The sequence below is a fragment of the Niallia sp. FSL W8-1348 genome (assembly GCF_038006745.1).
Lineage (GTDB): Bacteria > Bacillota > Bacilli > Bacillales > Cytobacillaceae > Niallia > Niallia alba.
This window is the reverse complement of record NZ_JBBOVV010000002.1, coordinates 39,352-63,281: the sequence shown is the minus strand read 5'-3', so window position 1 is coordinate 63,281 and position 23,930 is coordinate 39,352. Positions and strand designations below refer to the sequence as shown.

Annotated in this window: 24 protein-coding genes and 2 pseudogenes; 5 read left to right on the top strand and 21 right to left on the bottom strand. The window is 35.0% G+C overall.

What is annotated here, in order from left to right; all coding sequences use genetic code 11:
* Positions 1 to 22: 22 nt before the first annotated feature.
* The 4 genes from NST60_RS18795 to NST60_RS18780 form a co-directional block, all read right to left on the bottom strand.
* A complete protein-coding gene (locus NST60_RS18795) occupies positions 23 to 1,711 on the bottom strand; it encodes a methyl-accepting chemotaxis protein (RefSeq protein WP_341099941.1) in 1,689 nt (562 codons plus the stop codon).
* Between the two features lie 234 nt (positions 1,712 to 1,945).
* Entirely contained in the window at positions 1,946 to 2,419 is a 474-nt protein-coding gene (locus NST60_RS18790) for a CcdC family protein (RefSeq protein ID WP_254415078.1), read from the bottom strand.
* 173 nt (positions 2,420 to 2,592) lie between these two features.
* The gene (locus tag NST60_RS18785; protein WP_016204862.1) at positions 2,593 to 2,952 is read right to left on the bottom strand and encodes a response regulator; all 360 of its coding nucleotides are present in this window, start codon (positions 2,950 to 2,952) and stop codon (positions 2,593 to 2,595) included.
* Between the two features lie 206 nt (positions 2,953 to 3,158).
* A complete protein-coding gene (locus NST60_RS18780) occupies positions 3,159 to 3,863 on the bottom strand; it encodes a cytochrome c biogenesis CcdA family protein (RefSeq protein WP_016204863.1) in 705 nt (234 codons plus the stop codon).
* A 217-nt stretch (positions 3,864 to 4,080) separates the two neighbouring features.
* Here NST60_RS18780 and NST60_RS18775 point away from each other — a divergent pair, with 217 nt between their 5' ends.
* A complete protein-coding gene (locus tag NST60_RS18775; RefSeq protein ID WP_016204864.1) occupies positions 4,081 to 4,281 on the top strand; it encodes an aspartyl-phosphate phosphatase Spo0E family protein in 201 nt (66 codons plus the stop codon).
* A gap of 621 nt (positions 4,282 to 4,902) precedes the next feature.
* Here the strand turns inward: NST60_RS18775 and NST60_RS18770 are convergent.
* From NST60_RS18770 to NST60_RS18755, 4 genes and pseudogenes are all read right to left on the bottom strand, one after another.
* On the bottom strand, positions 4,903 to 6,714 hold the full coding sequence (locus tag NST60_RS18770) for an ABC transporter ATP-binding protein (protein ID WP_016204865.1): 1,812 nt from the start codon (positions 6,712 to 6,714) through the stop codon (positions 4,903 to 4,905).
* Positions 6,707 to 7,924: pseudogene (locus tag NST60_RS18765) on the bottom strand (ABC transporter ATP-binding protein); the annotation flags it as partial. The gene NST60_RS18770 and the pseudogene NST60_RS18765, both read right to left, overlap by 8 nt.
* A 150-nt stretch (positions 7,925 to 8,074) precedes the next feature.
* Entirely contained in the window at positions 8,075 to 9,190 is a 1,116-nt protein-coding gene (locus NST60_RS18760; RefSeq protein ID WP_016205139.1) for an IS4 family transposase, read from the bottom strand.
* A 140-nt stretch (positions 9,191 to 9,330) separates the two neighbouring features.
* Positions 9,331 to 9,876, bottom strand: a pseudogene (locus tag NST60_RS18755) (ABC transporter transmembrane domain-containing protein); the annotation flags it as partial.
* A 533-nt stretch (positions 9,877 to 10,409) separates the two neighbouring features.
* On the opposite strand from NST60_RS18755, the gene NST60_RS18750 reads away from it, so the two are divergent.
* A complete protein-coding gene (locus tag NST60_RS18750) occupies positions 10,410 to 10,865 on the top strand; it encodes a GNAT family N-acetyltransferase (RefSeq protein WP_101731228.1) in 456 nt (151 codons plus the stop codon).
* A gap of 560 nt (positions 10,866 to 11,425) precedes the next feature.
* On the opposite strand, the gene NST60_RS18745 is transcribed toward NST60_RS18750, so the two are convergent.
* From NST60_RS18745 to yneA, 7 genes are all read right to left on the bottom strand, one after another.
* Entirely contained in the window at positions 11,426 to 11,962 is a 537-nt protein-coding gene (locus tag NST60_RS18745; RefSeq protein WP_341099935.1) for a hypothetical protein, read from the bottom strand.
* A 213-nt stretch (positions 11,963 to 12,175) separates the two neighbouring features.
* On the bottom strand, positions 12,176 to 12,394 hold the full coding sequence (locus NST60_RS18740; protein ID WP_016205025.1) for a YneF family protein: 219 nt from the start codon (positions 12,392 to 12,394) through the stop codon (positions 12,176 to 12,178).
* An 86-nt stretch (positions 12,395 to 12,480) separates the two neighbouring features.
* Positions 12,481 to 12,948, bottom strand: a complete 468-nt coding sequence (gene sirA / locus NST60_RS18735; RefSeq protein ID WP_224428158.1) for a sporulation inhibitor of replication protein SirA — start codon at positions 12,946 to 12,948, stop codon at positions 12,481 to 12,483.
* A gap of 154 nt (positions 12,949 to 13,102) precedes the next feature.
* A complete protein-coding gene (gene tkt, locus NST60_RS18730) occupies positions 13,103 to 15,109 on the bottom strand; it encodes a transketolase (RefSeq protein ID WP_341099932.1) in 2,007 nt (668 codons plus the stop codon).
* 251 nt (positions 15,110 to 15,360) lie between these two features.
* Positions 15,361 to 15,594, bottom strand: a complete 234-nt coding sequence (locus tag NST60_RS18725; RefSeq protein ID WP_016205022.1) for a DUF896 domain-containing protein — start codon at positions 15,592 to 15,594, stop codon at positions 15,361 to 15,363.
* A 195-nt stretch (positions 15,595 to 15,789) separates the two neighbouring features.
* A complete protein-coding gene (locus NST60_RS18720; protein ID WP_169188534.1) occupies positions 15,790 to 16,452 on the bottom strand; it encodes a YneB family resolvase-like protein in 663 nt (220 codons plus the stop codon).
* A 22-nt stretch (positions 16,453 to 16,474) separates the two neighbouring features.
* Positions 16,475 to 16,786, bottom strand: coding sequence for a cell division suppressor protein YneA (yneA, locus tag NST60_RS18715; protein WP_016205020.1), 312 nt, complete (start codon positions 16,784 to 16,786; stop codon positions 16,475 to 16,477).
* Positions 16,787 to 16,941: 155 nt separating this feature from the next.
* Here yneA and lexA point away from each other — a divergent pair, with 155 nt between their 5' ends.
* Complete coding sequence (gene lexA / locus NST60_RS18710) at positions 16,942 to 17,562, top strand: transcriptional repressor LexA (protein WP_016205019.1); 621 nt, start codon at positions 16,942 to 16,944, stop codon at positions 17,560 to 17,562.
* A 466-nt stretch (positions 17,563 to 18,028) separates the two neighbouring features.
* Here the strand turns inward: lexA and NST60_RS18705 are convergent, their stop codons facing one another.
* The 3 genes from NST60_RS18705 to NST60_RS18695 form a co-directional block, all read right to left on the bottom strand.
* On the bottom strand, positions 18,029 to 18,499 hold the full coding sequence (locus tag NST60_RS18705; protein WP_016205018.1) for a YbaK/EbsC family protein: 471 nt from the start codon (positions 18,497 to 18,499) through the stop codon (positions 18,029 to 18,031).
* Positions 18,500 to 18,661: 162 nt separating this feature from the next.
* The gene (locus tag NST60_RS18700; protein ID WP_101731270.1) at positions 18,662 to 19,090 is read right to left on the bottom strand and encodes a cell wall hydrolase; all 429 of its coding nucleotides are present in this window, start codon (positions 19,088 to 19,090) and stop codon (positions 18,662 to 18,664) included.
* Positions 19,091 to 19,195: 105 nt separating this feature from the next.
* Complete coding sequence (locus tag NST60_RS18695) at positions 19,196 to 19,324, bottom strand: hypothetical protein (protein WP_263479837.1); 129 nt, start codon at positions 19,322 to 19,324, stop codon at positions 19,196 to 19,198.
* Between the two features lie 148 nt (positions 19,325 to 19,472).
* On the opposite strand from NST60_RS18695, the gene NST60_RS18690 reads away from it, so the two are divergent.
* Positions 19,473 to 20,036 carry a CBO0543 family protein gene (locus NST60_RS18690; RefSeq protein ID WP_016205016.1) on the top strand — a complete coding sequence of 188 codons (564 nt, stop codon included), beginning with the start codon at positions 19,473 to 19,475 and terminating at the stop codon, positions 20,034 to 20,036.
* A gap of 77 nt (positions 20,037 to 20,113) precedes the next feature.
* Positions 20,114 to 20,260 (top strand): DUF4021 domain-containing protein, encoded by a 147-nt coding sequence (locus NST60_RS18685; protein WP_156827883.1) that lies wholly within the window; start codon positions 20,114 to 20,116, stop codon positions 20,258 to 20,260.
* A gap of 48 nt (positions 20,261 to 20,308) precedes the next feature.
* On the opposite strand, the gene NST60_RS18680 is transcribed toward NST60_RS18685, so the two are convergent.
* Genes NST60_RS18680 through NST60_RS18670 form a run of 3 tightly spaced genes read right to left on the bottom strand, consistent with a single transcriptional unit; the run spans position 20,309 to position 23,927 of the window.
* The gene (locus NST60_RS18680; protein ID WP_016205015.1) at positions 20,309 to 20,785 is read right to left on the bottom strand and encodes a (2Fe-2S)-binding protein; all 477 of its coding nucleotides are present in this window, start codon (positions 20,783 to 20,785) and stop codon (positions 20,309 to 20,311) included.
* Positions 20,786 to 21,610, bottom strand: coding sequence for an FAD binding domain-containing protein (locus tag NST60_RS18675; protein WP_169188533.1), 825 nt, complete (start codon positions 21,608 to 21,610; stop codon positions 20,786 to 20,788).
* Positions 21,600 to 23,927, bottom strand: coding sequence for a xanthine dehydrogenase family protein molybdopterin-binding subunit (locus NST60_RS18670; protein ID WP_169188532.1), 2,328 nt, complete (start codon positions 23,925 to 23,927; stop codon positions 21,600 to 21,602). The genes NST60_RS18675 and NST60_RS18670 overlap by 11 nt, the downstream gene beginning before the upstream one ends.
* Between the last annotated feature and the right edge of the window lie 3 nt (positions 23,928 to 23,930).

Genomic DNA, 23,930 nt, shown 5'->3' with positions numbered 1-23,930 from the left:
TGACTCTTTTAGTTATGTCTAATTATAGTTTAAAATGGGATACTGTCTTTTGTAAACTAGAAGCAATATCCGAAAGCTTTTTAGCAGAATCTGTCATTTCTGTCATCGATGCAAGTTGTTCTTCGGTTGCAGCAGATGTTTCTTGTGTATAAGAAATACTCTCCGAAGATATTTTATAAACACTTTCCATAATTTTTTTCATTTCTTTACTATTCGTTGATAAGTCTTCTATTTCCTTCGTTACTTCTTCAACATTATCCGATACATTAGAAATAGACTGCAAAATCTCTGTAAAAGCAATATTCGTTTTTTCCGTTCCTTCTAAGCCTTCATTTACAATTGTACTTGTTTTATTCATACCATCAACAGCAAGGCCTATTTCCTTCTGAATGCTATCTGTAACATTTTGAATTAAGTTTGCAGAATTACTGCTCTCTTCCGCCAATTTCCTAACCTCATCGGCAACTACAGAAAATCCTTTTCCATGTTCTCCTGCTCTTGCAGCTTCAATTGCCGCATTTAATGCCAAAAGATTTGTCTGCTCTGCCACTGTTGTTATTAATTCTGCAATTTGCCTAATTTCTGCAGATTTATGTTCCAGCAATTTTATAATTTCTGATGAATCCACAACAGAATGACTAATGTCCTTCATTTTATCTACAACATCATCAATAGAACGATTGCCATCTTGAGCTTTTCGCATTGCCTCTGACATTTTTGTTTTCATGGCAATACTGCGCTCTGTGATTTCCTCCATGCTTTTATTCATAAGATCATAATTTTGAACAGCAACTTGGAATTGGTTCATTTGGCTCTCCACCTGTACAACCGATTTCTCGGAAATACTTGAAACTTGTTCCGCAACTACAGCTGTTTGTTTTGCACTGTTTTCCATTTCCTCACTGCTTAAACTTACCGTATTGGCTGTCTCTCTTACTTCTTGAATGATATCCGCCAGTTCATCATTCATCTTAGCCAGTGAACTTACCATTTCTCCAAATTCATCTTTTCTTTTCCCTTTTACTTCTTGTTTTGTTAAGTCACCTGCACTTACTTTTTTTATGATAGAAGAAGATTCCTTCATCCCTCTTGCGATTGTTTTACTAATCCAAACAGCAATAAGAATCGCCGATAATATAGCGAATGCACTTAATCCAATCACAATATTAATATAAACCTTTGTTTCACTAGCTACTTTGTCTCTTATTTCACTCATTTTAGTTTCTTCGTATTTAATTAATTGATCTGTTTCATTACTAAACTCTGTCCGAATGTCATTAGACTGAGTAATCAAATCGAGATAATTTTCTTCATTTTCTAAAATCTTTTCCTGCACTGCCTTATCACCAAGAACTAAAAAATCTGCTTGAAGCTTTTGGATACTCTCAATAAGTTCTTTGCTTGTAGTATCATTATCCATATTACTTAGTGTATTAAAATCATTTACTAGTCGTTTAGAACCACCATCATAATTTGTTAGATAAGAAGTTTCTCCTGTAAGCAAATAACCATTTATTCCATCTGATTGAAGAAGCATGTTTATTTTCATGTTTTTCAAGATGATAACCTTATTTACCTGTTGATCAATGACACTTGAATAGTTTTTATCGACCTTAGCAATTTGTGTATTGGAGAGAGTAGTAATTAGTAAAATACATATAATAACTAAAAGAAATCCTAACCCCAACTTTTTCGTAATCGTAAATCTCATTTCAATCTCCCTTCTCCCATCCATTTAACACTTATAGAAGTTAAATCCATTTTATAGATTCTTCTATTATACAAGTAAATAAGACTTTATGACTAGTGAATTTTCTGTAAAAAATCTTTTCTCTCCTTAAATATTACCAATATGTTGGATACTATATAGGAAATAATTTTATGCTTTCAAAACAAAAACTAGCTAGATTTCTTTCTAAACCAGCTAGTTTGATTAAATATATTATTAATTTGTCGGACTTAAATTCTTTGCTAATTTCTTGTAATTGATATACATGGCAATTCGCCATGGAACAATCATACAGAAAGCTAGCATCCAGAACATGCCACCTAATGGGCCAACATCGATTGAACTGCTTAATATAAATTTAGCAACAATTCTAATTGCTAACAGTCCAAATAATATATAGATAAAAACTTTTGAATTAATTAAATAGATATCATTTTCTTTGATTTCAAATTTTGTTGTTTTAATTAACAAAAATGAAAATATGATACCAGCAATAGCCGCTTCTAGTATTTCCTGTCCGGTAATTCGAAAATAAGGAAAGACAAACATTAAAGCACCAGTACTCATAAAAAATGGTGGGAGAATAATTTTTTTAAGTGAGACGGGCTTCGTAGCCGCTTTCATTCTCATAACCGTAAAAAAGACACCCATAAACACTGCAATAACTGTTGAAATTATGACAGAAGTCATAGAAAAACCCCTTTACTTACCTTTTATCAATTCCATTACAATACATTTAATCTTACCATCAAGATTACTAACCTGTCTATTTTTTATCTATCTTTATCAACTAGTTAAACATAGGGATTAGAGATAAAAAAAACGGATACGACTCGAATCATATCCTTTTTGCATTTCGTTAGTTATCTTAACACCCGATTTATTGCATCTAAAACTCTTGTATCATCAAAAGGCTTCACAATAAAATCCTTAGCACCAGCTTCAATTGCTTCGACTACCATTTTTTGTTGCCCCATTGCAGAACACATGATAATTTTCGCCTGCGGGAATTCCTTCTTTATTTCTTTGACAGCGTCTAATCCGCTCATCTCTGGCATTGTAATATCCATTGTGACCAAATCCGGATCCAATTCACGATACAATCTTACTGCTTCCTTGCCATTTTCACCCTCACCAACTACTTCATGATTTGATCTAGTTAATATATTTGAGAGTGTCATTCTCATAAATTTTGCATCATCCACAATCAATATTCGAGCCATCGTACTTCCTCCTCAACACCAAAAAACAATCTCTAATAGTAATATATATTTCATAATACTTATCCAATATAGCGAATCTTTTTGATAATTTCAATCTATTTTGTCACATAAGTTGACAAATCATGGTATGTAGGTAACTTAAATCACTCTATTTCAAAAAATCCTCCTTACCCTCTTAATTCCTATTATACAGCAAGCTGAATGGATTAAAAACCTTGAAAATCACCAAAAATTGGCGAAATGACTCGTGTGAACCATTTCATCCCATCTATATATAACAGGAATCCCATGGCAATCATACAGTAGCCCCCAAATTTCATAAAATGAACACTATACTTCTTTAACTTGTTCAGATGAGAGATAAAGAAAGATAGAAGGATAAATGGCAATGCGAACCCCAGAATGTAACCTCCTAAATAGAGCAAGCTCGTTTCTGGGTGAAGACTTGCTAAAGAGAGGACTGTTGCTAGAATTGGTCCATTGCATGGTGTCCATCCTGCTGCAAAGCTTAAGCCAATTAGCAAAGAGCCTAAATAACCAGTAGGTCTAGATTTAAATGAAAATCGGTATTCTTTCATGAGCCATTTAGGTTTTAAAACACCACTAATGATAAGACCAAAAAAGACAATCGTGATTGAACCTATCTTTCTAATTTCCTCATGATAAGATTTAAAATAGGTTCCAATATAAGTAGAACCAAATCCAAGTGCAATAAAAATAATAGAAAATCCTAACAGGAATAATATCGTATGTATAAAACTATTATTTTTAAATAATCTATCCTCTTCTAGCTGCCCTATAGACATTCCAGTAATATAAGATAAATAGGCTGGATATAATGGCAAACAGCATGGAGAAATAAAGCTTAAAAAACCGGCACCCAAAGCAATAAATAAGTTTATATCAACCACTTTTTATCTCTCCTTTTCCCCATTTCCTATATCTATATGCTTGTTCCATCTGTTTATGTATTTCTACGATATTTTTGCATTTACTTCCAAAAATAGATATAATTAAGTAAATTAATTTTCACACTAAAATATCACGTTACCTAAATATTCCTTTCATCCTTATTAGGAACAGGTAATCAATTAGAAGTAGAAATAATAGACGGAAAGGAAAATTACCATGCTAAAAAAGCAATTACTTACTCAAATCGAATTAAAGCGCACAGAGCTTATTGAAATTGCTATGAAACATGGTTTTTCATCTTCTTCAGCCATTATATGCAGTCAAGAATTGGATGTATTACTAAATAAATATAATGAAATAAGTCTAAAAAAAGACTATCCTAACTTTCAAACATCAAAAGAACAATGGAATATTTAAAAGAATAAGTAGGAAAAAGAGGCTGGGAAATAAGTATTCCAGTCATAGATAAACCCGAACAACTATCAAATAATCCTAAATGATTGTTCGGGTTTTATTAGTTTTATAAAAGGCTGTTTCAGTACAGTTAGTGTTAATATCCGCAGCCTGAATACACTTCGCTTTCCATGGGGCGAGCGCCGAGCCGCTTCGGCCTATGGCCTGCAGGGTCTCGGACTTTCTCGCAGCTCCCATAGGAGTCTACGTGTATTCAGGCTGCTCCATATTTCCTACTAATTCATTTTTTCTAAAAAAACAATATTTTTTAGGGAATTGCCTTTAAAAACAGAGTGGAATGGAGCGGAAGACACTCGACTCCTGCGGGAAGTAGAGCAAAACCTAAGACCCCACAGGCTTTAGCCGAGGAGGCTTAGGTTGCTCCCCGCGGAAAGCGAGTTTCTGTAGCGCAATGGAACGAATTAGTTTTTACACTTGACTATATTTAAAAACATAAATAACCATTGTATAAAAGGAACCTTTATTTAAGTGATAAATTAGAGATTGTTCGTCTTTACAGATTGGCTATCTAGTTTTGTCCCAGCCTCTTTTTCTGAAATGAGACTTACTATATTGATTGTTTTTTTAAGTGAGTTCTACTTTATGCTCCACTGTTTCTTCAATAGAATCTGCTGCACCATTTTGCAGAAGATACATTTTATAATATAATCCTCTTTGTTGAAGCAACTGTTGATGATTCCCTCTTTCCACAATATTCCCTTTATGAAGAACAAGAATTAAGTCTGCATCTTGAATAGTAGAAAGACGATGGGCAATCGCTATCGTTGTTCTGCCTTTGCGCATTTTCGATAGAGCGAATTGAATAGCTTCTTCTGTTTCTGTATCAATATTTGCTGTCGCTTCATCCAAAATTAAGACTTTCGGATTCGTTAATATTGTTCTGGCAAATGCGATGAGCTGACGCTGACCACTTGAAAAAGCAGAACCTCTTTCCACCACTTTATGGTTATATTGATCTTCTAGTTTTTCAATGAATTGATTTGCTTGCACAAATTTAGCTGCTTCGATTACCTCTTCATCAGTTGTTTCCATATTATATAGACGGATATTATCTTTTACTGTCCCGTAGAATAGAAATGGATCTTGAAGAACCAAGCCCATTCTTTCCCGTAATTCAGACTTGTTAAAAGACTTTAATGATTTTCCATCAATAAGAATGTCACCTTTTCCAAAATCATAAAACCTCATAAGTAAATTTACAATCGAACTTTTACCACTTCCTGTATGCCCTACTAAAGCAACCGTTTCCCCTTCTCTAGCAGTAAAGGAAATGTTTTTCAGAACATCTTGTTTACCATCATATGAAAAAGTAACATTTTTAAATTCAATAACACCATTTTTGATTTTATTTTCCCTATTAAGAGCAAGGCTTGGTTCTACGTCCTCTTCATCTAAAACAGTAAATACGCGAAACGCAGATACGATAGCTTGCTGATAAAGGGATAAACGCATCATCATATTATTGACAGGTTCAAAAAAACGGTCCAAATAACTTACAAATGCATATAACACACCAATTTCAATAGGATTCGCAAACGAAGATATACCAAAATAACTTAAAACAAAAATAAGCCCAAGAACGTAAACAAGATCGATAGCTGGTCTAAGCAATAGCCCTTCAAGCTTTATATTACGCATTCCCGCATTATAGTGCTTTGTATTGATATCATCAAATTCAGTTTTTAATCGCTTTTCTTGTCTAAAGACTTGGATTATGTTCATCCCTTGTAAAGATTCACTAAGCTTTGCATTCAATTGGCTTAATCGTTCTCTTATATCTTGATAGAAGTTCGCACTGTATTTTCGATACGTATAGATGATAAATCCAAGAATTGGAAGTAAAATTAAACAGATAGCACCTAGCTTAACATTTAAAACAAACATAGCGATAATAATTCCAAAAATCATGAATCCACTTTGGATAAATGTTGCCAGGACACTGACAAACATATCTTTAATCGCTTCTGTATCATTTGTTACTCTGGAGACGATACTTCCTGCCGGTATTTTGTCAAAATAGCGGAGTCCAAGTGTATGAATCTTGGTAAACACATCGACTCGAAGCTGTTGAATAATATATAAAGCAATTTCTTGAAACTTAAATAATTGAAAATACATGATTACAACATTCATTATCTGAATTAGAATATAGGTTATTCCTAATACCATTAATGGCTGTACTTCTAAATTTCTTGGTGTTAAATAATCATCAATAAAGATTTTAATTAAATATGGTCCTGCCAATTCTCCTAATGTCGATAATAATAACAGACCAAAAGCGATCATTACCGCTTTTTTATGTGGTTTAATATAACCCAATAAGCGAAATAATACTTTTCTTTGCTGTTCACTCGTCAGTTTAATTGTCTTATCCATTTGTATCCCCCATGCTGACCATTACTTCTAAAGCTTGGCGGTGGTACATTTCTTTATACCATCCAGTTTCCTTTACCAGCTTTTGATGGTCCCCACTTTGAATAATTTGCCCTTCATCTAATACAATGATAAGGTCTGCATGTTCAATAGCACTTAATCGATGCGATGTGATAATAGTTGTTTTCCCTTCTCTATTTGCTCTTAAAGCTTCCAGAATGCTTTCTTCTGTTTTTGCATCAACTGCTGATAAAGAGTCATCTAATATTAGTATTTCTGGATTCATAAGGAGTGCACGTGCAATTGAAATACGCTGCTTCTGACCGCCAGATAGCGAAACTCCTCTTTCACCTACTACCGTATCATATCCATCAGTAAACCCGAGGATATCCTCATGAATATTTGCCAAGACTGCCGCTTGATGGATTTCTTCCTCTGAAACATTTGGATTAGTGAAAGCAATATTTTCTCTAACACTAGCGGAAAAAAGAAAATGTTCCTGTGGCACATACCCAATCGAAACTCTTAATGCATCCAAGTCTATTTCTTTTATTTCCGTTCCATTAATCATAATCTTTCCATTATAATGATCGTATTCTCTAAATAACAATTTTAAGAGCGTTGTTTTCCCTGCTCCTGTTTTCCCAACGATCCCAAGTGTTTGCCCTCGTTTCAAACAAAAGTGAATACTTTTTAGAACATCTACTTTATTGTTATAGGAGAAAGATTTCAAATCATAGACAATATCCCCTGCTGGAGGCGTTTTGATAGCACTTGCCTGATTGATAATATCAACCTTTGTTTCTAGCAAAGCCGTGACACGATCATACGAAGCTCTCCCTCTCTCCATAATATTAAAGAGCCATCCAAATGCCAGCATCGGCCAGATAAGCAGACCAAGATAAGTGGTAAAAGAAACGAGTTGCCCCAAACTAAGCTCTCCATTAATAACGTAACGTGAACCAAAAACGATTGCTAAAAAGAAAGAAATACTGACAATAATGGAGATTGTAGGATCATAAAGTGCATCCACACGAGCTACTTTAATATTTTTATCCACTACATCAAGAGAAGATTTACGAAAGTCTTCTACATCTTCTTTTTCTTGACCGAAAGTTTTTAATACCTTTATGCCAGAAATACTTTCCTGTGTCTTATCATTCAAGGAAGAAAAAGCAGCCTGCGCTTGATGAAAATATTTATGTATTAAAGAACACTAGTGTTGCGTAAATAGTGTCATAATTTTCAGTTTAATTGTTTACTCTACTTAGAGCCAAAAAAGTAATTACCTTTCTAAAGGCGGCTCCTGTCCATTTGGAAATTTATTTACAATTAGACCTGTGCAACGACAACAATTTGTTGATTAAGGGATGGCTTTTCCTTCAATTTTGCGAAGCCAGACATGTGCTGGTTTCCACAATGATGCCCTTAAATAACGGCTAATTTGCAAGGTTTTCCGCTTACTTTTTGTTTCGAGTTGTACCAGAACATGAAGACAAAAAACAATAAGTGCGATAAACACTTGATTTTGAATCGCCCATTCACTTTGACCGTAGAATTTCTTGATATTGAGATGTTGTTTAATCCATTTAAAAAACAGCTCAATTGCCCATCGTGATTTATACATTTCCGATATTTCTTCGGCGCTTAAGTCAAAACGATTTGTGATTAAATGAAGTTCATTACCTTTTGAATCTATTATTTTTAGAAGTCGAAAATAGTTTTCAGCTCGGTTTTGAGTTGTACCAATCAACACCATTTGATCCGACAAAACAGATGAATCCTTGGGTAGTTTAAAATCATAAACCTCCCGTACGACTGCGTTTTTTCGTAGCCTAGAAAGAAAAAAGTAGCCTTCATCGGTCATGCGATCAAAACGCTCGTAGTCTAGATAACCTCGGTCAAACACATACATGCATTCTTTATCGTCAACCATAATCTCAAGTTGACCACGATCGTGTTCGCTTGCCGTTGTCATCACGGCTTTTTCGGGATAGGATTCTCCCTTTTCCATAAATACAAGGCGTAAGTGTAACTTTACGCCTGCCTTAGTTTTGCGGAACTTCGCCCATTTATGATTGGTCAAATTTAGTGGCAAAGTACTTGAATCAATAATTTTTAACGGCATGACAAGTTTTGTGTAGTGTGTTTTGGCGTGAATTTGTCCGACTAAATCAAGGAAAAGTCTTTGAAACAAATCTGGATTTAGACCATTTAAACGGCGCGAGAGCTGAGAAATGCTTATAGAATCAAGGTCGATTTCCTTTTGAAGATGATCATCAAAAAGGCAATCACTTAACGCATGAAGACTTTCAACTTCTTCTAATTGTGCAAAAAGTAATAGTTTTAGGAATGATTCTGTCGTTAACTTTTTCGTATAGCAATCTAATTTCAATGTTTTCACCTGTTCTTCAAATAATTGAAGATTAATTGGCGAAAACCATTGTCCAAATGAAGTTTTTCGTGTAATCTTGTCCATGAGATTGGTCCTTTTTTAGTGGATTTGGACGGGTTACCACCTGACTTATCCATTATAAAGGACTTTTTCTATGCATAAAATAATAAAAGTGAACATTTCGAGTATTTTTAATAGTGGAATTAAATTAATGCAACACTAGTGATTAAAGAACCATAATAACTAGTTAAGATAGCCATTAACGGCATTGGTAATAAACAAATAAGCGTAAGCTTCCAGCTAATTGTAGTTGCCATTGCAATAATAACAAATCCGCCAGTTGCTAATGAATCTACTAAAGTAAGAACTCCCTGTCCTGCCGTTTGTTGAATCGCCTGAATATCATTTGTTGCATGGGCCATTAAGTCTCCTGTTCGATTTCGTTGATAAAAGGACTGAGACATCTTCGTAAAGTGACTATATAGTTGATTTCTCATTAATTTCCCTAGCTTTACAGCAGAGCCGAATATCATTACCCGCCAATAATAGCGAAGCACATACATTGCTAATGCGGAAGCAACTAAAACTCCTAACCACTGTAATAAATTGGACCAATTCAGTGTTCTTCCCTGAATATGATCAACAACAATACCAACAATTCTTGGGGGAATTAGCTGCAGTACAGCAACTAAAATCAATAGGGAAATTCCTCCTAGATATGCTTTCTTCTCCTGCATAAAATACCATTTTAAATTTAAAAAAACCTTCAACCATATACACCTCTTATCTGTTAGCAACTAAATATGTAAAAATACCCTTCATTAGTTTAGCAAAATATTTAGGAACTGGAAAGAAATTTTATTATATTTTCAAAATATTTAATGGAGTGAAAATATTGTTTCTTTTTGTTTTTGATTTTCATTAAAATTTTTTCTCTATTAAGTAAGCTTAACTGCTGACTCCACTATCATGTTCTTTAACCCCCTTCTTATTGATAAGTTCTCCCTGTACCCGAATATACGTTCTGTTCAAATCTAGTTTATTATTGTCTTAGTTACCTGTCAACAAAAAACAGAACTTTTGTTCGAATAATTTATTATCATGTTTTTGCTAGTTAAGCTCTTAATTTTCAGAAAAAATGATATAATAGTAACTGTTATCGCTTAAGATTCTACAGACCAATTTTTTTAGGGGAGGCGTTCATTATGATAAGCAAAAGATTTAATTTGATCGTAAAATTCCATGGGGATATGCCTAGCTAATAAACTTTAGAAATCCCCATATTTCGAGAGGGGAAAAATGAATGAATAATACGGAAGTGAAACTAATAAGTTTGAATGAAAACAATTGGTATACATGTTGTGAATTAAAAGTATCAGATGAACAAGCAAAATTTATCGAACCTAACGCCATTTCCATTGCTCAATCCAAATTTGAACCAACATTAAAACCTTATGCCATCTACTTTGGAGAGAAAATCGTTGGTTTCTTAATGTTTAACGCTGAAGAGGAAGAACTTGGTGGACATTGGATATACAGAATAATGGTTGACAAGGATTTTCAAGGAAAAGGAATTGGAAAAGCAGCCACTGTATTAATGATGGAGGAAATGACTAAAATAGCCAATGTTAAAAAAATCGTGGTTGGGTATCACCCTGAAAATAAATCAGCACATCACCTATATTCCAGTTTAGGTTTTATCGATCATGGAGACAGATTCGGTAAGGAAATGGCAGTTATAAAATATATAAATGATTAAATAAAGAAGGTAAAAAAGTTCAGAGTTTAAGAGGATGGGACATAACTAAATAGATACTCTGTAAAGACGAACAATTTCTAATATAGCTAGTAAATAGCGGCTGCTTTCGCATACTTTTTACAAGAGGAAATATAATTAGTTGGAAAAACAGAGCAGCCGGAATACACGAAGACTCCTATGGGATTAGCGAGACAGTCTGAGACCCTGCAGGCCACAGGCCGAAGCGGCTCAGCGCGAGCCCCATGGAAAGCGAAGTGTATTCCGGCTGCGGGGAATCGCACCAAACTTCATGGAAACATCCTTTGAAAAACAAATAAAAGCCCGAACAATTATACGGAACATTCATTAGCATCTTCGTATAATTGTTCGGAATTATCCTTGGCTGGAATACTTATGTCCCAGCCTCTTTTTTGTTTTTCCTTTATTAAGACGTCTTTTCATCGTCAAAAAAATATATATAGAGCAATTTGTCATTTATTGCGGTTTCCGGGGAAATGATGCTTATATTTCCAACCATGTATTATATAGAATAATTAAGAATAAAAAAAATTCTACATCAATCACTTTTCTTCATTCATACGATACAACAATCGATCTACGTCTTCTTTATATAAAAGGAGTTTTTTGCTGTTTTTTCTCTCCTCCACTTGATTAAGATATTCTTCATAACTAATAGGAACTTTCTTTTCTTCCGCATCTTCTAAACTATTTATTGACTGAACCAAAGATGAATGTTTATTCTCAACATTCTCATAACGAAGAATTAAACGACTAAAATCGCTAAATTCCATATAATCACCTTGTGCGATGAGAATGAAGTACTTAAAACATATACTTATTAATTTCAAATCATCCCCACTGTAAATTGGGTTTTTACTGTATTCTATTTTTCTTAATGAGAAAATATATTCCAAATCTTCTTCTATCAATCCTTCTTTTAACATTTCATTTCCATATTGCATCACTGGGACTAATTTTAGATCAGTGTATGACTCCACTTCGTCATCTAGATTACTTCGTCCTACTTGCCTCGATTTATAAAGGATGTATGCCATTTTAGTGTATAGGCTTTCTAGTCTAATCTGGTATGTTAACATACTAAATCTCCTTTTCTTTTATTTCCTTTCATCCTTCACTTCTGTTAGTATATAAAATTCTGTAAAAACAAATAAAAACCATATTTTCCTGCTGTGTATTCACAGAAAAATATGGTTTAAGAAGTTTTGATGAGATTACCATTTATTTATAAATAATGACTGAATACTCTCCTATCAAATCAGAAAAATAGGCTTTGCTACTAGCTTGTCCTATTATTTTCCTTGTTGTTTGTTCATCGCTGTCATCATTTGATTGATTTTCTTTTGAGAAGGTTTCATTCCCATTTGCATCATCATCATTTTTAACATTTGCTCGTTAATTGGTGGGTTTTTCTTTAAGTAGTTCATCATGTATTTACGCGCAATAAAAAATCCGATAACAATACCGGCGATCAATGCTACGACAATACTCAACCAAGCGTACCAAGGCATATCTTTTTTCCTCCTTCATGTTGTCTATACTTTAGTGTACTAGACCAGATAATATTATACAATATCTGTTACAGAATTTCTCCATTTTACACAAAATTTCTTTCTTTTATCGGTTTTAACCAGCCAAATCGATCATTTTCTATATCTATTGCTAAAAAGGAAGGCTCGTGCTTTCGAATAATTTCAAAGAAAATGGATTCCGCGTCATAATAACCATCTGCTTCTATATATAAATAATCGTCCTTCATCATTAATGATGCGCTGCTTAAATTTCCATTTTCAATATAAAACACACCATCTTTATATTGGAAGCTCTTATTTCTCTGCAAAGCGGCATATAATTGATTCTCGATCATCCATTTGGAAATAGGCAGTGTAATAAAATCAACCTGTTTTTGAAGAATTTCCTTTAATGGTTGTCCATCGTCTGTTTTAGTATGGTCCGAAAATAAATTGTAAAACAAGCGTTCTCTACCGTTATAATGAATGGCGATTTTTTCTTTAATTAAATACAATTGATATCTTCTCATACTGCTCTTCACCAACCTGTCCACTTCTTTTCCTTCTATTATAAAGAAGGTTTGTTTCAAGATGTGTCTCAAGGTGTAAAAAAAACAGACTTATTTTGTCGAATCAAAGAAAGTAGAATGAACAAAGAAGTGATTTTCCGTCATTCTTGAAAATCACATCCCAGTCATTCTTACTAGTTTAACTTTCTAGCAATACTTTTAAGCGTTTTACAACATTGGGCACGGTAAATCCATATTCCTCTAATATTTTATTTCCAGGCGCAGATGCTCCAAATGTATCTATTGAAAGAACATCTCCTTCATCCCCTACATATTTATGCCAACCAAGAGAGCTCCCCATTTCTATTGCTAATCTTTTCTTTACTGATTTAGGAAGAACTGTCTCTTTATACTCGTTTGATTGCTGTTCAAACCGATCCCATGCAGGTAAGCTTACAACAGAGATATTAATTCCGTCTTTTTCTAATTCTTGCTGCGCTTCTACTGCTAGACCAACTTCGGATCCTGCTGCGATTAACAATGCATCTGGTGTTCCTGCTTCTGTAGGAGAAATAACATATCCACCTTTAGATACACCATCATATGCATTATCCTTTGTCCCTTTAATGGTTGGCAAGTTTTGTCTAGTTAAAACTAATGCTGTTGGCTTATCCGTAGATTCTAACGCAATTTTCCATGCCGCTGCTGTCTCATTTCCGTCGGCTGGACGAATGACAGAAAGATTTGGCATTGCTCTTAAGGAAGCTAATTGCTCTACAGGCTCATGGGTTGGACCATCTTCACCTACTGCAATACTATCATGGGTGAATACATATGTTACTGGCAGTCCCATCAATGCAGCAAGACGAATAGCCGGTCTTAAATAATCTGAAAAAACGAAGAAGGTACCGCCAAAAATTTTCAATCCACCATGGAGGACAATTCCATTAAGTGCTGCTCCCATCGCAAATTCTCTAACTCCAAACCAAATATTTCTTCCTTCAGGTGTTTCTGGAGTAAAATCGTCTCCTCCTTTTATCATTGTATTATTACTTCCCGCTAAATCGGCAGAACCACCAATTAAAAATGGTAGATTGTTTGAAATACTATTGATAACTTCACCTGATGAGGCACGGCTTGCTAAGCTGCTACCTTCTTCATAAACTGGTAAGTCATTATCCCAGCCTTGCGGTAATGTATCAGATAAAGCAGACTTTAACTGTTCAGCTAGTTCTGGAAATTCTTTTTCGTAATTTGAAAAAAGATCATTCCATTCTTTTTCCTTTTTATCCCCATGGATTGCAACCTTTTCTTTAAAATGATTATACACTTCATCTGGTACATAGAAATCTTCCTCAAAAGTCCATTTATATGCTTCTTTTGTTAACTTCAACTCATCAGCACCAAGGGGAGCTCCATGAACAAGTGATTTCCCAGCTTTATTTGGTGCACCAAATCCTATAATTGTTTTTACTTCAATTAATGTTGGTTTAGATTGATCCTTTTTTGCTTCTTCTAAAGCCTTAGCTATTTGATCTGTGTCATTTCCGTCTTCTACTCGGATATATTGCCAGCCATAAGCCTTAAAACGTTGCTCCACACTTTCGGAAAAGGATTTATCTAGATCACCATCTAAAGAAATATCATTAGAATCATACATCACTACTAATTTTCCTAATTGCAAATGTCCTGCAAGGGAAGCAGCCTCAGCTGATACTCCTTCCATTAAATCACCGTCACCACAAATGCTGTATGTAAAATGATCAACGATTGGATAGTTATTTTTATTATAAACACCTGCTAAATGCTTTTCTGCAAGAGCCATTCCGACAGCCATCGCAATCCCTTGGCCAAGAGGACCTGTGGTTGCATCAACTCCTACAGTATGTCCATATTCAGGGTGACCTGGTGTCTTGCTTCCCCATTGTCGAAATTGCTTTAGATCATCAAGTGATAAGTCATAGCCGGATAAATGCAATAAGCTATATAGTAATGCAGAGCCATGTCCTGCAGATAAAACAAAGCGATCACGATTAAACCAATCTGGATTTTTGGGATTATGATTCATATAAGATGTCCACAATGTATACGCCATTGGTGCAGCCCCCATTGGCATTCCGGGGTGACCTGATTTTGCTTTTTCAATTGTATCAATGGATAGTGTTCTAATTGAAGCAATCGATAAATGATCTAATTTTGTATTCAACTTTCAACATCCTCTCTTTTCCATATTTATGTTTCCTATATGATTCTTTTCTATTTATGTAATTTAGAAAGAAGCACCACTATATAATTTCGACATTTATTTGGTATTTTACCCATTAATTCCTTAAGAAAACATAAAAAAACCTTAACATTTTTTCATGCTAAGGTTTTTTTCTACTAAAAGAGTTGATCCTATCTTGCTTGGTATATTCTTGTAGACTTCTTTATTTGTAAAAAAAATCTTTGATAGAATTAATGCATCTTCTTTTTGTTTTGAATATCTTTAACTTTTTGCGGGGTAACATCGTTTCCTTCTGGATCAATAATCTTTACATTTTCGATTGTATTTACCATCGTAGAACGGAAATTTTTTAAATATTCAGCGCGTAATTTCGTTTGTTCTTTTGCTTCTTCTGGTGTTAAACCAATTTCCTTTTTCTTTTTTGCAAGTTCATTTATACGATTAAGTTTATTTTTAGGGAACATTTTATTCTCCTTCTATTAAAGTTTACTTTAAATATAGATTATTCCTGCCTATACGCCTTTAACTTTTGGTCCTATTATGGAAGGGCTATTAGGTAGGCTACACAAAACATAAAAAAGCCCAGTTTACAATGCAACTGGCTTGTTGAAAATTAATTATAGCATAAATAAGTACACTTTCCTATTTTTACGATTAGCTTAAGTTTCGTTTAATTGTTCCATATATTCTTGGTATCTTCGATGAATAGTAGCTTTTGAAAAAGCATAGCCTAGTCCCTTTAAAGTAGACGTTATTTCTGCAAAGGTTAACCCATTTTGCTTTAATTTTACTACTTCTTCAATTGGAACTTCCAGCTTCTGTCTTCCAGAATGATCTCCTAAGTTTTTTAAATTTTTATCAGGACGATAACCATTCTCTACTGCTCGTTTCATTCCTCTTTTTATCTTTAAATTATGTATCTTCCGCTGATATTCTTCTACTATGCTGACAATTTTCAATACCATTTCATCTGCCTCTGAAAGAGTAAGCTCTCCAGATGACGATATGCTATAAACCTTTATATTTTCCTTTAAAATGCAATGTAATATGGCAATTCTAGCATTTCCTCTTCCCAATCTCGTTTCATCTTGTATTAAGATCGACGATATTTCTTCCTCTTTTATCAGCGTTAATAGCTCGAGCAGTCCTTCTCTATCTAAATCGTAGCCACTTGCTCTTTCCGAGATTATTTGTTTTACTTGAAAGTCCATTTTACTTGCCAATTCTAATAATTCCTCTTCCTGTCTTGCTAAGGATGTAGTCTGTTCTTCTTTATCTGTACTTACACGACAATAAATTATTGCATTCTTTTCAATCTTCATTACTATCTCGTTTCCTTTTCTCTTATTCAGAAGCTAACATTAGTTGATGATCCTCTTCACGCACTGGGATAAGCAATTCTTTTCCAACTGTAATATTACTAGCAGAAATATTATTATTTTCTTCTACCCATTTGATAAATTGCTTTTTCGTCATATTATAGGAACCTGCATATTCATTTGATAGTTCCCATACCGTTTCTCCATTCTTCACCGTAACCGACATATAATCGCTTGAATCTGATTCTCCAGTATTAACTACAATCATTATACACGCTGCTAACCCACAAATTAAAAGAATAATAGTATATGAATATTTTTCCCACAGTTTTGCCATCTATAATTCCACCTTTTTTAGAATGTATGTTCGTTTATAAATCTAGTTTAATACGAACAAACGTTTCCTGTCAACAACAAAATAGAACTTATGTTTGTATCCTTTTATTTATCGTGTTATAATTAGTACAAGAATAATATAACGAGGTGCGTATAATGCAGAAGCTTTCAAAGAGGCAATTAGACATACTAGAATACATAAAAGAAGAAGTAAAGCTAAAAGGATATCCACCTTCTGTTCGTGAAATTGCAGAAGCAGTTGGTCTTGCATCAAGTTCAACAGTTCACGGTCATTTAGCAAGATTAGAAAGTAAAGGACTAATCCGTCGAGATCCAACTAAACCAAGAGCTATTGAAATATTGGATTTAGAAGAAAGCAATATACCAAAATATAATATTATTAATGTTCCTGTAGTCGGAAAAGTTACAGCCGGTATGCCTATCACTGCTATTGAAAATGTAGAAGAATATTTTCCATTACCCGAAAGGCTTGCACCGAGCGATGAACAAATTTTCATGCTTGAGATAATGGGAGAAAGTATGATTGAAGCTGGTATATTAGATGGTGACTATGTAATCGTCAGACAACAGCATTCAGCTAATAACGGGGATATTGTTGTCGCAATGACCGAGGAAGATGAAGCAACAGTTAAACGATTCTTTAAAGAACGCGACTTTATTCGCCTTCAACCAGAGAATAGCACAATGGAGCCGATCATTCTTCATAATGTGAGCATTCTTGGTAAAGTAATTGGTGTATACCGTCAAATTCAATAAGTACTTTTCTAATTGAAAAAGGCTTGTCATTATAGACAAGCCTTTAGACTGTAGACAAACTCCTTGAAATTTGAGGTTTTGCCTATGGTCTTTTTTTGTGGCCCCTTCTAATAGGGATGTTAATTTCCGCTACAGGGGTTCGCTTTCCATGGGGCGAGCGCCGAGCCGCTTCGTCGCTACGCTCCTGCAGGGTCTCGGACTTTCTCGCATCTCCCATAGGAGTCTCACCCCTTCCGCTCCAATCAACATGGTTTCATCAAGTTAGTCTAGAATTTTAACCGCTCGGGTTTTAAAATATAGGTAGATAATTTTTTTGAGATGAAATCATGCTTACCAATTATATTCAAAACTGGTAATCGAAGTAATCACATTAATAACTATAGAAGTAATAGTCATGCTTAAAAAGATTACAATGTATTTTTGCACTAACTCCAACTCCCACGAATGTATTTATAGTGTTATTGTTTTACTCCCAACCTTTACATACATTTACCCATTCGACTACATTACCGTATATGTATAGCTCTTCATTGGTCAATTCTATGGCTGAATTACTACTTCCGCAAGCTGGAAAAACGGTGGTGAATCGCTTCAAGGATTCATCCATATAGACAGGTAAATCTTCCGTCAAACCAAAAGGACAAACGCCGCCAACTGCGTGACCCGTTTTCTCCAATACTTCTTCTGGGGATAGCATCCTTGGTTTTTCTGTAAAGGTTTGCTTGAATTTTTTATTGTCAATTTTGGCATCACCCGCTGCTACGATTAAGATTGCATCATCTTCCTTTCGAAAAGATAACGTTTTAGCGATTCTTTTCGGCTCTACTCCTAATGTGTTTGCAGCTTCTAAAACGGTGGCACTAGAGGTTTCAAAAATTTGAATATCTTTCTCTCTATTCCATTTACTTAAATATGTTTGTACATTTTCTAAAGACAACGTAAGACACTCCCTAAGTTTTCATAATATTTTAAAATATACCACTAATTAACCAAGACCTCAAATGCTTATTTCTTAAAATTCTCCAAAATTTCTACACAAAAAAGATGTCCTCCAAAATACAGACACCTTTTTAATAAGTAATAGAAAAAATCTTCAAAATTAGAATGTGTTATAAACATTTTCGCATTCTTCTGCAGTTGGTTCATAAAAACAATGCAGCTTAAATCTCCCTACATGTGGCTGATTATACCAAGTAGGAGGACAATCGCCTGGGGGACGAAAATACCATAAGCTATATTTTGCTGGCCAAAAGGATTCACCATTCACTACCCTTCTCGCCAACCGTCGTTCACTTTCTCTTGGTCTTTGATAAAAATAACCTTTCGTTGTTGCTTCAAACGCATGGGCTTGATAAACCATATCGGAAACAGTACGTAGTCCCCTGAAATCAGAACAATCTGCTCTGATCCGATTAATTCCAACGTTCCCAACTAATAACATCCCTAATTCCCCTTCTCCCTCTGCTTCAGCACGGAGAAGTCTTGCTAATAAATCAATATCCGCATCTGTTGTTCGTACTACTGCCAATGTATCACCTCCTACACTTTCATCCTATTTCTCCATACCTTATCCTATTCCTTAAAGGAAAAATACACTGAAAGTATTTTAAGTAATCATACATAGACTATTTTTTTAAAAGTTAATAAGTTTTTTAAATTCCTTAAAACCTATAATATAGCTTGCAGCAATGAGTCCATTAATAAAAATAATATAGAACAAACCAACAATATAGACTTTATATTTTTTCCACTTTTTTTTCATTACATATCCCACCTTTAATAACTTTTATTCTCTCCCATCATTGGTAAATTTATGTATACTAAAAATATCTAATAAAAAATCCAATCTTCATTCATACTAATACCATAAAATTCTTTTTTATTGTTGAAAAATAAAAGTGGTGACCTATATGTATAGCTTAATATTGCATCTTCCTACTAACATGGAAATTAATAAAGCAAAGGAGAAATTATACCATCTGTCCATCGATCATTGGTTTCAGCATGATTTATTTTCGCCAAATTGGTGGATTCTTTTCTTAGCAACGATAATTCCCTATTTTATTTGGTGGAGGTTAGTAGATAAAAATCGTTTTTTTGAAATATTCTCTTATGGCATGGTATGTGCCACTATATCTATGCTCCTAGACATTATTGGCACAGAATTAATGCTATGGAGCTATCCGGATAAACTTATCCCCATCATCACTCCGTTAATTCCTGCTAATTTGGTCATTATTCCTATAACAGCAATGCTTGTCTATCAATACTTTAGCAATTGGCACAAATTTTTAGTAGCTACTTTAGGTTGGTCTATATTATTTTCATATATTATCGAACCATTATTTATGCTAAGAAAAATGTTTATATTAGGAGAACATTGGTCCCATACGAAATCTTTTGTTGGTTTTATTATCTTAGGTATTATGTTAAAGGCTCTTTTTGAAAAAATTAAGAAGCATCTTCCTAGCTAAGCATGTTCTCTTTCTCACATATAATTTTTATTTTTCGACAGACTATTAAAGAATAGACCATGAAAGGAGCAAAAAACATGAAAGATCAAAAGAAGAATGAAATAAACAAACAAAACAATTTAGGCTTAGATACGGATGAACAAGAAATGAACGGCTTATATGGTATGGCAGAAACAAAGGAAGAGAATGCCATAAACAAAACAAATAATCAGCAAAAGTATTAAAACGAAAAATTACTCCTGCATACTTCTTGCAGGAGTAATGATAAGAGCTCATTCTTTTTTATGCACAATTGCTTTCAACACCGCTGCTTCTATTTCCTCATAACTCGTACAACGACATATATTGGATTCCAACCACTCTTTTATCTTTTCTCTACTAGGATTGTGCTCATTAAGGAGGAGAGCATGCCCATTCATAATGAACCCAGGTGTACAGTAACCGCACTGAAAGGCAAATTCTTCGATAAAAGCTTGTTGGAGTGGGCTATCTTTTAGTCCTTCTATTGTAATGATTTCCTTTCCTTGCGCTTCTACGGCAAGCATTAAACATGATTTCATCGCCACTTGATCAATGATAATCGTGCAAGCGCCACAGTCACCATTAAAGCACCCTGGCTTCGCGCCTGTCAAAAATAGATTTTCACGCAATGTGGCCAGCAATGTTTTTGATGGAGGAATGGTTACAAAGTGATTTTCACCATTTACACGCAGTTTTACTATTACTAAATTTGGTCCACTTTCCGGCAATTATATTCCCTCCAATCGATCCAAAACTTTTTCTAAAAGGTCGGACAGCACAAACAAGCGATATTCATCCGATCCTTCTACATCATTTAAGATTGGAGAAGGTAGATGGTTTATTACTTCTGCAATGCGCTCTTCTCTTCGCAATGTTTTATTATTAATAAGATTTTCGAGTTCAAGTGATCGAAATGGAAAGGGGCATAAACCACTGATTGCTACTCTTATTTGTCCGTCGAACTTTAATCCAGCAATCGTAATTAGTGGGTAGCCAGTTTCCCACTGCTGTCTCACCTTTATTGCTATATATTCTTTAGATAAGTATTTTTTATCGATAAATGCTTGCACCAATAATTCTCCGTTTTCAAGCAATAATTGTTCTTCAAACACATCGTGAATATATTCTGTTCGAATTCCATTTTCACTAGCGAGAACTAACACACTATCTGTAAGTAGGAAGGGTAATACCGCTTCTCGATAAAAGATATTGCCACAAATATTCCCGCCAATTGTTATCTTATTTCTTGCTGTTCGATCAGCAATTTCTTTACAGACATCTGTTAATAACGGAAAATAATTAAGCTCTTCTATATCCGTCAATGTAATACAGGAACCGATCACGAAATACTCTTTATCAACCTGATGAATATTACATGCGGCTATTTGTTTTACATCAATAGAGACATCTACATTTAATTGATCAATTCTCCTTAATGTAATAATCTCCGTCCCGCCAGCATAATACGCCGGATATCTGTTTTGTCCTTCAACTTCAGCATATTTTTTTGTTGCTTGTTCTATTGTGGAAGCAACTATATATTCAAATGCCATTATGTGCCTCCTTCACGTGTCTCCAAATTGCTTCTGGCGTAAGTGGTAGACTTTTTAACTCGGTGTTTATCGCCAAGGAAAGTGCATTTCCTAATGCGGCTGGAATACCTACTAATCCATGCTCTCCCGCTCCCCTTGCCCCAAATGGAGCTTCTATATGTGGTGTTTTAATAATGTCAACTTCATATTCTGGATGTTCTCCAAACCTTAATGGTCGATATGTGCGTAATTGTGGATTTAGTACTCTTCCGTTTTCATCAAAATAAAAGGCTTCCCTGCATGCCCAAGCAATCCCCATACTCATTGCCCCTTTGATTTGACCAAGCGCTGCTTTATGATTAAGCACTTCTCCTAAATCCACCACCGTTATTGCTTTTAAAATCTTGTACCTCCATGTTTTCATATCCATTTCTATTTCTACTCCTTGGGCGGCTACTGCCCATTCTGGACCTGGGTTACCAGCACCTGTTTCTGGGTCTAAATTCGTTAAGCCAGTAAGTGAATAACTACCATTGGCTATGATTTGACCGCCAATAGAATTTCCATTGGGATACGTATACCCATAGACAATGTCTTCAAATGGAATCGAATTCTTTGGATTATCTCTTAAAAAGATCATCTCATTTGCTACTTCTAAATCATCTTCAGGCACTCTTAACACGATTGCACCCATTTTCTTCAGTTTTCGAATTGCATCATCTGCTGCAGCCATGACTGCTCTCCCTGCCATTAATGTCCCTCTACTTGCAACTGTCTTCCAATGCTCTGGCTCTGTTTGTGTATCAACGGCCATTCTCACATGAATTCGATCCACATTCATTTTCATTTTTTCTGCTAAGATTTGCGCTAGTACTGTTTTCGTTCCGGTACCAATCTCGACTATTCCAGACATTAGATTTATGCTGCCATCTGAATTAAAGGTGAGAACGACTCCAGAGCTAACCGCAGGACCAATAGTTGAATTCTTCCAACTACAGGAGATCCCTTTTACTCGTACTTTATTCGAGGCGATAGCATGGATTTGCCCCTTATCCCATTCCATTATTTCCCTTAAACGATTAATACATTTTTCAACATTTCCTACTTTACTGCTCGTTAACACCACTTGTGTAGGTGTTGTATCACCTGGATGAATGGCATTAATTTTTCTAAAATGAAGCGGATCTATTTTTGCTTTTTTTGCAAGCATATCAATGGCTCTTTCAAAAGCAAAATGGACCTCTCCGTGGCTGAATCCTCTAAAGGGTGCTGCATATGGATGATTAGTATATACACATAAAGCATCACACCAAACATTGTCAATTTTATATGGTCCAGTACAATCAACTGCTCCAGCTGTACTTAAATGTGGAGACTTATCCGCATAAGCTCCACCATCAAATACATACTTTAATTTTGCGGCAGTCAGTTTACCTTCTTGGGTACAAGAGAGCTGAACAGTTGCCTCTAAACCAATATGAACTGGGGAAACGGTTAAATCTTCTTCTCTCGTATTAAAAACTCGTACCTTCCGTCCACCGACTGCTCTAGATGCGATAAATGCAAAAATTTCTAAATGGACCGATGCCTTTCCACCATAACCACCACCTACAAATGGTGTTTCGACGACTACTTTGCCTGTTTCCACTTTAAAATCTCTACTGATGATTTTTTTTACCATATAAGGTGCCTGCGAGCTTGTTACAATACGAACAATTCCACTTTCCCTAATCTCACAAAGAGCAGCTCTTGTCTCGATAGCGGCATGATCAGAAATCGGAATCGAAAAATGTGACTCAATCGATACTTTCCCTTCCTCCATTCCAAGGTTAATATCGCCTTTTCTAATCTTTGTGTGATTAATCATATTTGTACCTTCCACAGGATAAATGCCTTCATCCTTTGTGTAATCGAGCAAATTATCATGGAGAAGCGGCGCATCGCTTTCAAGTGCTTGTAAGGCAGAATTCACCACTGGAAGCGGTTCATATTCGATGTTAATGAGCTGAGCAGCTCTTCTCGCAACAGGGATTGTTTCAGCAACAACTAATGCAATTACTTCTCCGTAATAACGTACTTTTTTAACAGCAAGTGGTGGGCGATCAATTACCTCTTCTCCGATTAAAGGTAAATTATCTCCAAGAATAATTGCTCTTACGCCTTCCAACTTTTCTGCCTCTTCTATATCAATCGAAGAAATATATGCATGGGCGTACGAACTTTTGACCATTTCTACATGCAAGGCATCTGTCGCCAAGTAATCACCTGTATACCTTGCGGTGCCCGAAACTTTTTCCAAGGATTCCTTTCGAAAAACACTTTTGCCGATATATGTCACACT

Excerpts from the sequence above, each read along its gene's own strand:
- NST60_RS18750 (WP_101731228.1), top strand. The coding sequence starts at position 10,410 with ATGAATAATACGGAAGTGAAACTAATAAGTTTGAATGAAAACAATTGG.
- NST60_RS18790 (WP_254415078.1), bottom strand. The coding sequence starts at position 2,419 with ATGACTTCTGTCATAATTTCAACAGTTATTGCAGTGTTTATGGGTGTC.
- NST60_RS18760 (WP_016205139.1), bottom strand. The coding sequence starts at position 9,190 with ATGGACAAGATTACACGAAAAACTTCATTTGGACAATGGTTTTCGCCA.
- NST60_RS18720 (WP_169188534.1), bottom strand. The coding sequence starts at position 16,452 with ATGAAGATTGAAAAGAATGCAATAATTTATTGTCGTGTAAGTACAGAT.
- NST60_RS18685 (WP_156827883.1), top strand. The coding sequence starts at position 20,114 with ATGAAAGATCAAAAGAAGAATGAAATAAACAAACAAAACAATTTAGGC.
- NST60_RS18675 (WP_169188533.1), bottom strand. The coding sequence starts at position 21,610 with ATGGCATTTGAATATATAGTTGCTTCCACAATAGAACAAGCAACAAAA.
- yneA (WP_016205020.1), bottom strand. The coding sequence starts at position 16,786 with ATGGCAAAACTGTGGGAAAAATATTCATATACTATTATTCTTTTAATT.
- NST60_RS18745 (WP_341099935.1), bottom strand. The coding sequence starts at position 11,962 with ATGTTAACATACCAGATTAGACTAGAAAGCCTATACACTAAAATGGCA.
- NST60_RS18795 (WP_341099941.1), bottom strand. The coding sequence starts at position 1,711 with ATGAGATTTACGATTACGAAAAAGTTGGGGTTAGGATTTCTTTTAGTT.
- NST60_RS18695 (WP_263479837.1), bottom strand. The coding sequence starts at position 19,324 with ATGAAAAAAAAGTGGAAAAAATATAAAGTCTATATTGTTGGTTTGTTC.
- NST60_RS18775 (WP_016204864.1), top strand. The coding sequence starts at position 4,081 with ATGCTAAAAAAGCAATTACTTACTCAAATCGAATTAAAGCGCACAGAG.
- NST60_RS18690 (WP_016205016.1), top strand. The coding sequence starts at position 19,473 with ATGTATAGCTTAATATTGCATCTTCCTACTAACATGGAAATTAATAAA.
- NST60_RS18785 (WP_016204862.1), bottom strand. The coding sequence starts at position 2,952 with ATGGCTCGAATATTGATTGTGGATGATGCAAAATTTATGAGAATGACA.
- NST60_RS18740 (WP_016205025.1), bottom strand. The coding sequence starts at position 12,394 with ATGCCTTGGTACGCTTGGTTGAGTATTGTCGTAGCATTGATCGCCGGT.
- NST60_RS18725 (WP_016205022.1), bottom strand. The coding sequence starts at position 15,594 with ATGTTCCCTAAAAATAAACTTAATCGTATAAATGAACTTGCAAAAAAG.
- lexA (WP_016205019.1), top strand. The coding sequence starts at position 16,942 with ATGCAGAAGCTTTCAAAGAGGCAATTAGACATACTAGAATACATAAAA.
- NST60_RS18770 (WP_016204865.1), bottom strand. The coding sequence starts at position 6,714 with ATGGATAAGACAATTAAACTGACGAGTGAACAGCAAAGAAAAGTATTA.